This is a genomic window from Rhodococcus sp. Leaf233 (assembly GCF_001426165.1).
Classification (GTDB): domain Bacteria; phylum Actinomycetota; class Actinomycetes; order Mycobacteriales; family Mycobacteriaceae; genus Rhodococcoides; species Rhodococcoides fascians.
In genome coordinates this window covers 377,116-390,944 of record NZ_LMRO01000001.1, presented here as the reverse complement: position 1 = coordinate 390,944, position 13,829 = coordinate 377,116, and the positions used below count along the sequence as shown (strand labels likewise).

The following is a 13,829-nucleotide window of genomic DNA, read 5'->3' as shown; positions in this document are numbered from 1 at the left end:
AATGCCGGACAGGCTCGTGGCACCGGTGTTCGACGTCGACTCCAGTGACAATCCGATCGATACGTATCTTCCGCAGAACGGCAATCGCGGCTATCGCGTCTCGCGCTACGAACTCGACCTCGAGTACAAGGTCGAGAGCAACCGATTGACGGGCAAGGCGAAGATCACCGCGGTCACCACGGCGACGGTCTCGAAATTCGCGTTGGATCTCGGCCCGGCGATGAACGTGTCGAAGGTGTCGGTCAACGGGTCACGTTCGGTGAAGTTCAGCCACCAGCGGGGCAAGCTGAAGATCACTCCCGCCAAGCCCATTGCGTCCGGAGCGGCACTGGTGGTCACGGTGGCGTACGGCGGAACACCCAAGCCCATCAACGGTTTCTGGGGTGAGGTCGGCTGGGAGGAGCTCACCGAGGGATCGATCGTCGCGAGTCAGCCGAACGGTGCCGCGTCGTGGTTCCCGTGTGACGACCATCCGGTGTCCAAGGCCAGCTACGGCATCACCATCACCACCGACTCGCCGTACTACGCGGTGGCCAACGGCACGTTGGTACGCAAGCAGACTCGGGCCAGCCGGACCACGTGGGTGTACGAGCAGCCCGAGCCGATGGCCAGCTATCTCGCGACCATTCAGATCGGCCCGTACGAGCATCGCGTCGTCAGCCCGGGACCGGTGCCGATGAACGCGATCACGCCCCCGCGGCTACGAGCTCAGTTCGACCACGACTTCGGCCGTCAACCTCAGATGATGGACACCTTCGTACGGCTCTACGGCCCTTACCCTTTCGCGGCGTACACCGTGGTGGTGACCGACGACGATCTCGAAATCCCGGTCGAGGCGCAGGGCCTGTCCATCTTCGGTGCCAACCACTGTTCGGGTTCCCGGTACTACGAGCGTCTGGTTGCACACGAATTGGCGCACCAGTGGTTCGGCAATTCCCTGACCCTCGGCAAGTGGGCAGACATCTGGCTGCACGAAGGATTCGCCTGCTACTCGGAGTGGATCTGGGCCGAGAACTCCGGCGGCGCAACGGCTCACGACAAGGCCAAGCGAGCTCACACCATTCAGCGAGGGCTCGCGATGGATCTGCAGCTCACCGATCCCGGGCCCGCCCGCATCTTCGACGACCGCGTCTACAAGCGCGGCGCGCTGGCCTTGCACGCACTGCGACGCACCATCGGCGACGAACGATTCTTCGGCCTGATCCAGGAATGGACCTCCAAATACCGCTACTCCACCGTGGCGACCGCCGACTTCACCGACCTCGCCTCTCGCTTCGGTTGCCCCCGAACCCTGTGGGACGCATGGCTTGTGGATACGCAATTGCCGTCGTTGCCGTAGATCCGGCGCTCGAATCGGCTCCCCGGTTTCGGAAATGTGCCTCCGATCAGAGGCATATTTCCGAGTCTGGGGAGCCGATTGTCGTCAGCGATACCCGAGCGACACCGCGAGGCCTGTCACGGCGTAGCCGTACAGCGCGACCGTCGCCAGTGCTTGCAGCCAGAAATTTTGCGGGAACGACGCCGCCCAGCGTCCCTTGCCGTCCAGTTGCAGATCGCAGGGGAAGTCGCTGATGACCATCGCCGAAGCCGGTTGTTTCGAGTGCGCGAGCACCACACCGGTGGTGAACGGCAACCCCCGAACGAACAGGTGCCCGCGCGCATCCCCCACTCGATAGCGTACCGTGGATTCCGTCAATGCTCCTGTGTACCAACGCCGTTGGACGTTCCACCCGGTGGCGTGTGCGAGTCGGAGGTTGCGATCGCCGCGTAGTGCCGTGTCCACGGTCTCGACGTGTGCGATCACTCCCCAGCGCAGCATCGACACCCACGAGGCGATCCGTCGGTAGCGAAACACCAGAGCCCCGAACAGAACGATCGCGAACATGTAGGGCACCAGCGCGGGATACCTCGACCAGCAGGCAGCAGGCACGATCACCGCGACGAGAAACCAGTACGCTTCGCGTCGATTCCAGACCGTGGCAGCAGCTACCAAAGCTGTCGGGGGCACCCGATACGGCGGGACCGTGCGCGAGGACTGCACCATGATGGCGCTGATCCTAGCCTCCCTCGTGCGCGTTGTGCGTCCCTCCAGGTACGCACAACGCGCACGACCCCTAGGGCAGGTGAGCCGACGTTTTCGATCGCACCACCAGGCCACACAGTGCCGCCATCACCGCGCCGAATCCGAAGATGATCGGATACGTGACCACCCCTGGCCAGGTCTCGGTCAGCGCCGACAGCACAGCGGGCACCGCAAAGCCGAGATACGTCAGCGAATAGAACACAGCGGTGAGGCCGGCGAGATCGTCGGGGCCCGCAATGCGTTGCACCTCTTGCAGACCCGAAACCAGCGCCATGCCGTATCCGCACCCGAGCACCGCTGCCGCGATCAATGCCGCGGCGATGGTGAGCACCGACGCTGCCCACGCCGCGACAGCCATACCGACCACCAACAGAGACAGCGCAACCAAAGCGCCGCGGGCATTGGCGGGTGTGTCGATCCGACGCCCGACAGCCTGGATCGCGAATCCGGAACCGAGGGCGATCACCGCCATCGCAGCCGACAGGGCGACGGGGTAACCGCCCCCGGGCTCGTCGGCCAACGCGTCGGCCATCAGAGACGGCAGCACCGCATAGGCGACGCTGGCCGCACCGAAAACCCAGGGGGCCAAGGGCAACACGACGAACAGGAAGCGTCGATGCGACGCCGACGGAATTCTGAGATCGTCGACGAGGCTCTTCCTTCCCGATGATGCTGCGGCGCTGCGTGTCTCGGGGACCGACAGCATGCCGACGAACGCGGCGATGCAGATCAGCACGTGCACGCTGTACGCGAGGTGCGTCGGCCAGGGTGCCCACTGCGCCAGCACACCGGCGACGCCGGCTCCCAGGGCGAAGCCCGCCGTCAACGACATCGCGGCGCGGCGCGCTCCGGCCCCGGGTTTGGCGGTGGCGTCGCGACTGGAAAGTTCCTTGACCCAGCTGCCGCCGACGGCCATACCGATTCCGAGCGCGACGCCGCTGAGCACTCGTCCGCCGAAGAGCATGTAGGCGTTGTCGGGTCCGAGGGCGATCAGAATGGACCCGGCCGCGGCAATTGCGGGCGCGGGCAACATGATCGGGCGTCGGCCGAGTCGATCGGACAACGGACCACAGATCAGCATCGCCGGAATGATGCCCAGAACGTACGCGAACAGGAACGTATCGACCACCACGGCAGAGAAGCCGTGGTCGAGTCGATACATCACCAAGAGCGGTGTGAATTCGTTGCCGCCCCAGGCGACGGCGAACATGCCGACGGCAACCAACAGCCAGCGTTTGGCCGTCGTCTGTCGGACGTCGTCGTCGATCATGTCCTCGGTCATCGTGTTCCCCCTCTGTCTGTGCGCAAGCCGTGCACCCTGAGCATGTGTTGTTCGACGGCTCGCTCGAATTCGTCTGCGTCCCCGGCTTCGATCAGGTCGGCGAGTCTGCGGTGGTCGTCGACGATGCGCGAGATCTGACCCGGATCACGGGTCAGGGATGCCGCGGTCATCCGCCGCTGTCGCTCGCGAAGTCCGTCGTAGAACGCGTCGAGCAACGGGTTGTTGCCGGCGCGGACGACGGTGCGATGGAAATCTGCGTCGGCGGCGCTGAACTCCGCTGCGGTGCCGTCGACTGCCAGCTTGTCCTGGATTCGCAGGTTGTCGCGTAGCGCCTCGACCACTCGTGCGCGGGCATCCGCATCACCGACGAAGGCGCGAACACTGCCGGCCTCGACCAATCGCCTTGCGTCGACGACGCTCTCCGCCTCACCCACCGCGATGGGGACGACCAGCGCCCCGCGCTTGGGATAAAGGCGCATCCATCCCTCGACCTGGAGGCGAAGGAACGCCTCTCGGACCGGTGTGCGGCTGATCTCGAGCCGCGTCGCGATCTCCCCTTCACTGACGAGCTCACCACCAGGAAGTTCCCCCGAAAGGACGAGCTCCTTGACAGTCAGGTACGCCGTATCGGCGGCGGATCTCGTCTCGGACACAACATAGATACTAGATGCGCCTCAGCAGTCCACCCAACTCGACCTATCCCGACGGTCCACTCAACGTGACATTGACCCCCGAAAAGGCCACCACATGTCACATTGACTCCCCGAGGGGAGTCCAGAGGGAGACAGCGGTCAGGGCACCCAGTGCCTGGCGGCGATGTCGTCGATCACCGGGTCTCCGTCGGGGGCTGCGTCCAGTGCTTCGAGGTCGTCGCGCAGTGCGTTCAGGCGGGGGTCGTCGCCCTCTGCCTGCTCGGCGGCCGTGCCTCCGTCGTCGGCGATCTGGGCGAGCAGTTTCGCTCGCACCCGATCTCGCAGTGAGTCGCTCATTCGTCGTCACCCTTCTTGAAGACGCGTCGGGCCGTGGGGATGAGCGCGATGAGCACGCCCAGCAGCACGATGATCGAGAAGATTTGCAGCAGCACAGCAGCCTCCTAGGGATGTCAGGTCGGGGCGAGGGCGGTGCCCCACGCAGTGTTGCGCACCACGGTGAACAAGACCAATAGGGCAACCCCGACGACGACGGTCGGGCGATTGGGACGAGGCAGCGTCAGTGGCGTCTGGGTCCATCGTGCTCGCAGCCACGCGGCCCAGACACCGATCGCGACGACACCGAGCAGCACCGCCACGACGTTGCTCGACGCGGCCGCCGCGATGTCTCCGCGAGTGAGGTCACCGAAAGCCCTGGTCGCGCCGCATCCCGGACACCACAGTCCGGTGAGGGCGTGGAAGGGGCACGGCAGGTACGTCGAGCTTCGGGGATCGCGGACATGCAACAGGATGGCACCGCCGACCGCTGCTCCCGCCACCCCCAGGGGTGCGACGATGCTGCGGGCCCGAGTTGCCATGACTAGCAGTCCATCACGGTTCGACGATGATCGTCGCGGTCATGTCGGGGTGCGGGGTGCAGTGGTAGGTGTAGGTGCCCGCGGTGTCGAAGGTGTGGGTGAACTCCCCCGACTGCATCAGTTCGCTGCGGAACGACTTGTCGTCGGCGACGACGTTGTGCGCCATCGCGCGGTCGGCGAACACCCAGGTCACGGTCTCGCCCGCGGTGATCGTCAAGGTCTGCGGTGTGAACATCCGATCGGCGACGGTCACCTGGTTCTCGGCAGCGGGCTCGGCGGGTGCGGCCGGGGTGGTCGAGGTGGAGCAGGCAGTCGCGGCCAATGTGATCGACAGTGCTGCGAGCAGTCCGAGTGCCTTCATGACGTCGACGGTACCGAAGCGGCTCGCTCTCTCCGATCCAGCAGGTAGGTCGCCGTCAGCGCGATCGAGCGGTCCCCATCCTGAGTCAGCTCGCGCAGAGCCTGCGCCGCCGCCGGACCCGGAATGCTGGCCAGCGCCTGGGTCACCCGTAGTCGTGCCGCGACCTCTTTCGGGCCGTCCATGAGGTCCGCGACCGTAGAGTCTTCGTAGCCGAGCTCACCGAGCACGTCCGCCGCGTCCACATCGTTCGTACCCTCGTGGACCATCTCGATCAGCACCGCAATCGCGTCGACGATTCCTCGGGCACCCAGTTCCAGCGCCGCGAGTCGTCGCACCTGCCCGTCCTCGTGACCCAGCGCCTCCCGCAGCACCTCGGTGGCGTCGGGATGCGGAATCTCGACGACGGTATCGACGGCGCGGCGACGCACCTCGGGATCCGGTGAGTCGAGGCCCTGCCGCAGCGCCGCGAGAGCGTCGCTCCCGGTCTGCGCGAGTGCCCATCGCAGCGCGCCGGCGACGTTGGTCGCGGGCTCGCGCAGCACCGCCTCGGCCAGAGCCTCGGCCGGGATGGGGCGATCCCCGACGGAGGACAACGCTGCCGACTGTCGCTTCCCCGCGCTCACCGAGTCCAGGTCTCCGAGCATGCCGATGACACCGAGGACGTCCTCCCAATCTTCCGGTCGGGCGCTTCCGATGCGGCGCAAACGTGTCAGTAGCTCGGTATCTCGCGCGATGCGCTCTTCGGCTCGGGTAGCCAGCTCGTCGACGAGTCCCGTCGCCGCGAAACTCGGATCGTCCAGCGCGCGTCCGACGTCGTGCAGGGACAACCCGAGCGACCGGAGCGATTCGACGTGGAACAGGCGACGAACGTCGGCCGGGGAGTATTCGCGGTAGCCGGTGCCAGTCCGCGAGGTCGGCTGCACGAGCCCGAGCCGGTCGTAGTGCCGAAGCATGCGCGCGCTGACTCCGGACCGCCGCGCCACCTCACCGATCAACATCTGCCTATCTCACCCCGTCGGGTCGGCTGCGCCAACTACATCGACGCGCTGGGCCTCGAACAACGCAAATCCGCTGTCGGGGTCTCGCAGCAGCGACTCCGTCGCCAGCGCGTGCGCGCGAACAGCAACATCCTTGCTCGACGCGGCCTCGCGCACCATCGGCTCGATCACCGACCCGAGTTCCACCAGTGCGCGGCTGAGGCTGCGCTGCATTTCCCGCCCGCCTCGCCCCAGCTGAGTGGACAGCGTCGTCGCCAACCACTGCTCGCTGCCGTCGGGGACCAGGACGACCGCCGCCCGCCACGCGCTTCGGGCCACCTCGTCGTCGGAGTCGGTGATGAGCGGCTCGGTGATCACCGGCCAGGCCGACCGGTCCTTGACCTTCGACAACGTGTGCAACGCCTGACTGCGAGCCTGTGCGCCGCCGGTGCGCGCTTCATGCATCAGCCTGGGCACCGTCGACGCAGCGGTGAGATGAATCAATGCCCACGTCAACATCTCTCGAACCTGAAAATCCGGTTCGGCGGCGCAACGCTCGAGCAGCGCGTCGAGGAGTTCTGGGTTCTTCGATATTCCGATGTCGAGCGCAGCCCGAAGCCGCACAGAAGAGTTCTGGTGCCGAAGTGAGTCGATCATGGCCGTCAGCCAAGACCTTGTCACCGTGTGAAGGTCAAGCCCGGGTCAGGGCGTACGCGTAAGTCCGAACATTCAGCCGGGCCACCGCTCACCCGCCCTGGCAGATTCCGGATTCGTATGCGAGTACGACGGCCTGCACTCGATCCCTCAAGGACAGTGCTTTCAAAATCCGACTGACATGAACTTTGACGGTCCCCTCGGAGATACCCAGATCGACTCCGATCTCCTTGTTGGACCTACCGTTGGCCAGCGAACGCAGAACGGACAGTTCGCGATCGGACAGTGCACTCACCACGGTGTCGTGGCGCGTCTGCCGTTCCGCCGGAGGCAGCGAGCGGGTGAACTGTTCCACAAGATGCTTTGTCGCGCGCGGAGCCAAGACTACGTTCCCGTCGGCCACGGCCCTGATAGCTGTCAGCAAGTCGACCGGTGCAGCATCTTTGAGCAGAAAGCCTTTGGCTCCGGCACGCAGGCCTGCATGGATGTAGGAATCGAGATCGAATGTCGTCAGAATGAGAACCGATGCAGTCGGGCAACGAGATTCGATGGCTGCAGTCGCAGTAATCCCGTCCACGTTGGGCATCCGAACGTCCATCAGTACGACATCGGGCCGAAGAGCGACCGCCATGGACACCGCATCGGCTCCGTCGCCAGCTTCCCCGATGACTTCGATATCGTCTTCGGCTTCGAGGATGAGGCGATAGCCCAGCCTCAACAAGCTCTGGTCGTCGGCCAACAAGACGGTGATCATCGAGCGCCGACAGCGTCACCGACATACAAGGTTGCCGCGACTGCCCATCCGCCAGTCGGATGAGGACCCGCGGTGAATGTTCCGCCGTGGACGAGGGCCCGTTCGCGCATGCCGATCAAACCGATCCCGGATCCGTCGGTGGCCTTCGCACGAACGCCCGCGCCGTTGTCGCGTACCGACACGTCCACACCCTCCGGTCCGTATCGAACATCGACCTCCGCACACGTTCCAGATCCACCATGCTTGAGAGTGTTTGTCAGGGCCTCCTGAACTATTCGAAACACTGCAAGATGCATCGGCCGGGTCGCCTCGGATCCGGCACCGGACACCGTCAGCGTGGTGGGAACCCCGGCATTGCAGACCCGCTCGATCAACGACTCCAGATCGGCCCGGACGGGTGTCGGATTGCAACCATCGAGTGCTGAATCACGCTGCCGATGAAGTACTCCGAGTAGTCGACGGGTATCGGCGAGCGCCGAACGGCCCGTCTCGGACACCACGCGCATCACCTCGATACCCCTTTCCGGCGACGACGCCGTAGCCGCCGCAGCGCCATCGCTGAGAGCGACCATGACGGTGAGGTGATGGGCGACGATGTCGTGCATCTCGCGACTGATGCGGTCGCGCTCGGCAGCAGCAGCCAACGCGCCTTGCTGATCACGTTCGATCTCGAGATGTACAGCTCGAGAAATCAATTCGGCCAGATACGCTCGGCGGGTCCATGAGTGAATTCCTAGACCTGTCGCCAACCCGACGAGGCCGGACAGCAACAGTGCGTCGACCGTCCGCGACTCGCTCGAAGACGTCAGCGCCGCCGACAAGGCGGCAACCTCCACCAGTGCCGTAGCAGCACTTGCTGTTCGGCGTGGTTGCGTCGCGACAACGGTATAGAGGGCAACCAGAACACCCAAGCCGCCGATCACATGATCGTTCCACAGGACTGCAGCCGAAGCGGCGACGAACACCCATGCGAACACGGGAACGGGATACACCCGCCTGAGCAGCAATGGTGCATGTACGGCAACCAACGCGATCATCGCCGGTGCAACGTTGTGTCGGTCGTCGTAGAAGACGTAGGGAGAGGCGACAGCGAAGGCCACCATCGTCGCGGTGCCATCGAAGATCCACCGACGCCAGGGACGACCGACCGATCGCTCGCCACGTACCAGCCACGTCACTGTGGAAAACACTTGCTCGGCATGGCAACTCCGACCGTGAGATTTTTGTCCGAAACCGTCGAAATCTTCGACTTGGCCGAACCCTATGCCCCAGGAGTCGATATGGGTATCGCCAGATCGGCTCGAAGTTTCGCGCCCTACTACGCCTTCTACCGGCGCGTTGTACGCCTAGCGACCGACCATCTCGAGGTCGGCATCGTCCGAAAGGATGATCTTTGCCTCGGGCGAATACCACTTCGTTCCATTTCTCATGGTCAGCTGCATTCGAGATATCAAGCGAGAAAACGTGATTCAACGTGATCATGGTTGACTGCTGCCGGACATCGCAGTGAACAACTCTCGAAAGGACCGATCGATGATCAGAACCACTCTTGTTAAAACGATGATCTGTTCCGTATTGACCGTGGGGCTTGCAGCTACCGCGACCTCCTGCAGTAACGGAGACCGACCGAATTCGCCTGTGGACACTTCACCCACGTCGGCTGTGAACCCCGCTGATCGACCAGTGGATGCCGCGCTGTCCGCGCGCCTGGATGCGGTAATCGATTCAGCGGTAAAAAAGGCCGGTCTGCCGGGCGCTCTTGTGGGAATCTGGGGCCCGGGCGGTAGCTATGTCGGAGCGCGTGGCGTTGCCGACACTGCCACCAAAGCTCCGATGGAGCCCGGCTTCTACAGCAGAATCGGCAGCGTGACGAAGACCTTCACTGTCACAGCCCTGCTGCAGCTGGTGGACCAGGGGAAGATCGGTCTGGACGATCCGATCGCGAAATATGTCGGTGGAGTCACCGAGGGAGGTCGAATCACGCTGCGGCAGTTGGCCGGTATGCGCAGTGGGCTGGACCCATACACATCCAACGAGCAGTTCGTGACCGATGTCCTGAGCAACCCGGAGCAGTCGTTGACTCCGGAGCAACTACTCGCCTACACGGCCGGCCATCCCCTCCATGTCGAACCTGGGACCGACGTGGAGTACTCCAATACGAACTTGATTCTTCTGGGCATGGTGATCGAAAAGGTCACCGGACGACCGCTCGCCGATGTCATCGGTACCGGAATTCTGACTCCGCTGAAACTGACGCACACGGTGTTCCCTACCGCTAACGAGTTTCCCGAGCCGCACGCACGGGGCTACACGGAGCAAACACTGGACGGAGCCACTGCCGACGCCACCGACTGGAATCCCTCATGGGGTTGGGCGGCAGGTGCGATGATCTCGACCCTGGACGACCTGCGCGTGTGGGTACCCGCCCTCGCCAAGGGCGACTTGCTCGCACCAGGCACTCAGCACCAGCGTCTGGAGACCCACAGCCTCGACCCGCAGGATCCTATGAGCGGATACGGTCTGGGGCTGTTCAACGTTCACGGCTGGATCGGCCACAACGGCAGCTTGCCAGGGTACAAAACCGTCGCCGTGTACCTACCCGAAAAGGACACTACCCTCGTGGTTTTCGTCAACACCGATATCGACGGACCGAGTGACCTCGTGAGCGCTTTGATGACTCCGATCACGGAAATTCTCAGCCCCGAAAATGTCTACAGCTGATCGAGACCCTCACGCAGAGAACCGTCGACGATGCGGTCGAGCCATTTCCCTGACACCGCGCCGAGGTCAGCCCCGACTGAGGACATCGGCCAGGGTCCGATTCATGGTGTTCAGGGCTCGCACCGCGATCCGCACCGGTCCGGGTGAGTTGGTGCTGGTGAGCAACACATCCAATACCGTTGTGTCGGTCACCTTCTCGGGCTGATCGACGCGCTTTCCCGCGATCGCCGCCTGCACTTGCCGGGCGGTGTCACGCACCAGGGTTGCGGCCTCACGCAAAGCCTGGGCCGTCTCGGGCGAGGGCATCGATGCGGGATCGGCGCGCGAGGCGATTACACCCGCTCGCGCCAGGCCGTGTGCGGATCGGCCGCTCACGGTCAGCACCCGCAGTAATCGCTTCGCCCCTCGCCGGCTGCGGGTCGTCGGCCCGAGCACGAGCGGCTTCCCCGCCGTCACGACCTCCTTCAGCGCATTGTCGAGCGTGCGCGTCGACGCCACGAGGTCGGTGGCATTTCCCGGAGTGATCACCGATTCGACGCTGGCGTCGATCAGGGCGTCCAGTTGATCGAGATACGTATCGACTTTGTCCACCAATGTCTTTCGTGTTCCGGTCGAGAAGATGAAGTAGGCGGACGCAATACCGACGGCTCCGCCGACTGCAGTCTCGATGATCCGTAGTTCGAGAACCTCGATGCTGAACGTGCCGAGCAGCCCGTAGAGCATCGCGAGCAGAATGGTCACGAAGAACGACAGCAACGCATACGCGACGGTCACCAGGTAGAACGCGAAGAAGACACAGACGACGATGAGCACCAACTGAACGGATTGGTGATTGCCGACGAGTGCCGCGATCACCACTCCCGCAAGCACTCCCGCCATCGTGCCGAGGATGCGTTGGCCGGCTCTGGTCAGAATCTCGCCGCGCGTCGACGCCCCCGTGAACACCAGGAACGCCGTCAACACGGCCCAGTACCAACGATCCGGTGAGACCAGCTCCCCCAATACCGTTGCCGCGCTGGTCGCGACAGCAACCTGGATTGCCGCCTTCGTGCTGGGGTTCAGGCCGGCAGGCTCGTCCTTGTCCGACGGCTCGGCAGCAGCCTGTCGAGGGCTCGACGTGACAGCCACCGCATTGGTGGTGATGTGATGAATGGCGATGTGTGCCTGCACCGCTCGTTGCGCGGACACCGTCGCGATACCGGCGGGGGTCGACGGGTCGGCGCGCTCGGCCACCGTGGCGGCCAACCGTCGGGCGGCCTTGAGTTGCTCGGCGGACGGGGCGTTCTGCAAGCACGATCCCAGTGCGGTAGTCGCTTGCCCCAGCGCGGTCGGCCACGGCTTGGCCGGATCGAGAGCCCACAGTGAGCTGACGAGTTGTTCGGTGGCGATCTGGGCGTCGAACACACGAAGCGACAGGTCGGTACTCGTCACGCTGAGCAGTTGTCCCGCGTCGTGACGGTCGAGCCAGTCGTCGATCATCAGGGCGGTGTTTCCGAGCCGATCGAGCCTGCGCCGCAACAGTTCCAGATCACGGTCCTCACGCGCCGATGCCGCCGCGAGCACCGATTCCGATACCGCTCGCATGGCGTACAGCAGCCGCCGCACCTCCACGATCGGTCGGTCCGGAAAGACCACCGCCCGTACGAACAGAGCGATGAGCACTCCGCCGACGATCGCCGCGATCAGCATCGGCACTTGCCCCGGGGTCGCCTGAAGGAACAACGCGAAGAAGTACGAGATGAACGCGACCATGCCGAGCGCGGTGCCACGGGGTCCGAATCTGCGCACCCATACGGCCGCGAACAACACCGCGATGAATCCGACGTCGGCCACCGCGCCGAGCCGCGAGAGCAGCGCCGCGACCGTCACTGCCGCCGAGGCGGGCAGCACCATCAGGGCGGTGGTGACGAGCCTGCTGTGCTGGTCTTTGTCCTTGACCGACGCCGACGCCTGCATCGCCACCACGGTGCCGAGCATCGCCACGGTCACCGGCTGGCCGATGGCGCGAGTAGCGAGCAGCAGCACCACCATCGCGAGCAACACCGTCAGCGTCGTCGCCGAGGCACCGCGCAGCCGTAACTGCCCGGGATCCGACGCGTCGAGGATGCGGGCGAGGCGGTTCATTCCCCGATTCTGCGCTACGGCTCAGCCCCGTGCGGCCCGGATAGCGGGGGCCGACGAATGCGGTAGCAGCCTGTTCATGTCCGCCGGCGTGATCACGTCGACCGTCGCCGACTCGTCCAGCCGGTAGGGCTGGGTGGAGATGATGCCGGCGAGGTGCTTGCGCAGGCGGGACATCTCGGCCCGCACGGTGATCGCGCGGCCGTCGTCGCCGAAGAGGTCGGCAGCCATCTGCGACGCGGTGCGTCCCTGCCGGTGGATGGCCAGCAGGTACAGAATCTCGGCGTGCCGGGGCGTCGGCTCGTGGGTCCACTCCCCCACCTCGCTGCGCACCTCCATACGAGGCCTCTGCGAATCGCGCAGGTCGATGCGAATCGTCGTCGTGTTACCGGACTCCGCGACGAACGAGTCCGCCGAGTCGCCAGGAGTGGAGCCGGCGGAACGACCATGAGAAGTGGGTCGCACCAGCCATCCACCGGGCAGGGGTTCGAAGTCGCACACCCCGAGGCTCGGCAGCCAGAAGCGTCCCGTCGCGAGGTCCTCGGGCAGCAGGATGCGATTGCGCAGTGCCACCGATTCGACGGCCGCGACCCACCCGTTCGCGTCGACGGCCAGCGCCGGGGACTGCAGGCGCGCCAGCATCGGTGCGGCCACCGAACGCAGTCGATCCAAGGTGGTTCGGTGAATCTCGCGCAGCTGCGATTCCGCCAACCTCGCCACGGCGTCGACCAGGGCGATGGTGGTGGGGTGCACCGTCTTGGCCGGCCCGCTGACGTCGATGGCGCCGAGCACCTGGCCGGTACGCGGATCGCGAATGGGCGCTCCGGCGCAGGTCCACGAATGATGGCTGCGCACATAGTGTTCGGCCGAGAAGATCTGCACAGCGCGGCGTGAGACCAATGCTGTCCCGATGGCATTGGTGCCCACCGAGTCCTCGGCCCAGTTGGCCCCTTCGACGAACCCGAGACCGTCGGCGCGGTCGAGCACCGACGTCGATCCGCTGCGCCACAGCACTCGACCGTTCCGATCGGCGACGACGAGAATGTTGTCGCCGTCCTGCACCACCGATTCCAGGCCACGGGCGAGGTCGTCCAGAATGTCGAACAACCCCGATTCCCGTCGACTGAACTCGAGATCGGACGCGTCCATCTGTCTCTCGGCAGGATTGCCCAGTTCCGGGTCGATACCGAGGGTCTGCAACCGCCGCCAGGAGTCACCGATGACCTCGCGGGGACGCGCGGGAGACTTCCCGCCGGTCATGGTCGCGTCGTACACGGCAGTGAGAATCTGCGCGTAGCGGCGCGGGTCTTCGCCGGCCGCCAGCGCAGGTTCAGGGCCTGTCGACTGCGTCATCGCTGTCAATTGTGCT

At 64.8% G+C, this 13,829-nt stretch carries 14 protein-coding genes; 2 read left to right on the top strand and 12 right to left on the bottom strand.

All coding sequences use genetic code 11. From position 1 onward, the window contains the following. The first annotated feature begins 1 nt into the window (after position 1). On the top strand, positions 2-1,339 hold the full coding sequence (locus ASH04_RS01875; RefSeq protein ID WP_032364488.1) for a M1 family metallopeptidase: 1,338 nt from the start codon (positions 2-4) through the stop codon (positions 1,337-1,339). Positions 1,340-1,423: 84 nt separating this feature from the next. On the opposite strand, the gene ASH04_RS01870 is transcribed toward ASH04_RS01875, so the two are convergent. The 10 genes from ASH04_RS01870 to ASH04_RS01825 form a co-directional block, all read right to left on the bottom strand. Continuing rightward, the gene (locus tag ASH04_RS01870) at positions 1,424-2,044 is read right to left on the bottom strand and encodes a hypothetical protein (protein WP_057472616.1); all 621 of its coding nucleotides are present in this window, start codon (positions 2,042-2,044) and stop codon (positions 1,424-1,426) included. Positions 2,045-2,114: 70 nt separating this feature from the next. Further along, entirely contained in the window at positions 2,115-3,365 is a 1,251-nt protein-coding gene (locus tag ASH04_RS01865) for an MFS transporter (protein ID WP_057472615.1), read from the bottom strand. After that, on the bottom strand, positions 3,362-4,018 hold the full coding sequence (locus ASH04_RS01860) for a GntR family transcriptional regulator (RefSeq protein WP_057472614.1): 657 nt from the start codon (positions 4,016-4,018) through the stop codon (positions 3,362-3,364). Before ASH04_RS01860 ends, ASH04_RS01865 begins: the two co-directional genes overlap by 4 nt. A gap of 138 nt (positions 4,019-4,156) precedes the next feature. Continuing rightward, on the bottom strand, positions 4,157-4,354 hold the full coding sequence (locus ASH04_RS01855; protein ID WP_027494394.1) for a hypothetical protein: 198 nt from the start codon (positions 4,352-4,354) through the stop codon (positions 4,157-4,159). 113 nt (positions 4,355-4,467) lie between these two features. After that, positions 4,468-4,872, bottom strand: a complete 405-nt coding sequence (locus ASH04_RS01850) for a DUF2752 domain-containing protein (RefSeq protein WP_057472613.1) — start codon at positions 4,870-4,872, stop codon at positions 4,468-4,470. A gap of 13 nt (positions 4,873-4,885) precedes the next feature. Next, positions 4,886-5,233 carry a cupredoxin domain-containing protein gene (locus ASH04_RS01845; protein ID WP_057472612.1) on the bottom strand — a complete coding sequence of 116 codons (348 nt, stop codon included), beginning with the start codon at positions 5,231-5,233 and terminating at the stop codon, positions 4,886-4,888. After that, positions 5,230-6,231: a HEAT repeat domain-containing protein gene (locus ASH04_RS01840; protein ID WP_057472611.1), complete on the bottom strand. Its 1,002-nt coding sequence runs from the start codon at positions 6,229-6,231 to the stop codon at positions 5,230-5,232. The genes ASH04_RS01845 and ASH04_RS01840 overlap by 4 nt, the downstream gene beginning before the upstream one ends. 9 nt (positions 6,232-6,240) lie before the next feature. Next, positions 6,241-6,867, bottom strand: a complete 627-nt coding sequence (locus tag ASH04_RS01835) for a HEAT repeat domain-containing protein (RefSeq protein WP_057472610.1) — start codon at positions 6,865-6,867, stop codon at positions 6,241-6,243. Positions 6,868-6,955: 88 nt separating this feature from the next. Beyond that, positions 6,956-7,618: a response regulator gene (locus ASH04_RS01830; protein ID WP_032364494.1), complete on the bottom strand. Its 663-nt coding sequence runs from the start codon at positions 7,616-7,618 to the stop codon at positions 6,956-6,958. Then, positions 7,615-8,796, bottom strand: coding sequence for a sensor histidine kinase (locus ASH04_RS01825; protein ID WP_057472609.1), 1,182 nt, complete (start codon positions 8,794-8,796; stop codon positions 7,615-7,617). Before ASH04_RS01825 ends, ASH04_RS01830 begins: the two co-directional genes overlap by 4 nt. A gap of 460 nt (positions 8,797-9,256) precedes the next feature. Between ASH04_RS01825 and ASH04_RS01820 the strand changes: the two genes are divergently transcribed. Then, positions 9,257-10,339 carry a serine hydrolase domain-containing protein gene (locus ASH04_RS01820; RefSeq protein ID WP_230072944.1) on the top strand — a complete coding sequence of 361 codons (1,083 nt, stop codon included), beginning with the start codon at positions 9,257-9,259 and terminating at the stop codon, positions 10,337-10,339. Positions 10,340-10,405: 66 nt separating this feature from the next. Here the strand turns inward: ASH04_RS01820 and ASH04_RS01815 are convergent, their stop codons facing one another. Both ASH04_RS01815 and ASH04_RS01810 read right to left on the bottom strand, forming a co-directional pair. After that, positions 10,406-12,463: an FUSC family protein gene (locus tag ASH04_RS01815; protein ID WP_057472608.1), complete on the bottom strand. Its 2,058-nt coding sequence runs from the start codon at positions 12,461-12,463 to the stop codon at positions 10,406-10,408. 21 nt (positions 12,464-12,484) lie between these two features. Continuing rightward, on the bottom strand, positions 12,485-13,813 hold the full coding sequence (locus ASH04_RS01810; protein ID WP_032369368.1) for a GAF domain-containing protein: 1,329 nt from the start codon (positions 13,811-13,813) through the stop codon (positions 12,485-12,487). Between the last annotated feature and the right edge of the window lie 16 nt (positions 13,814-13,829).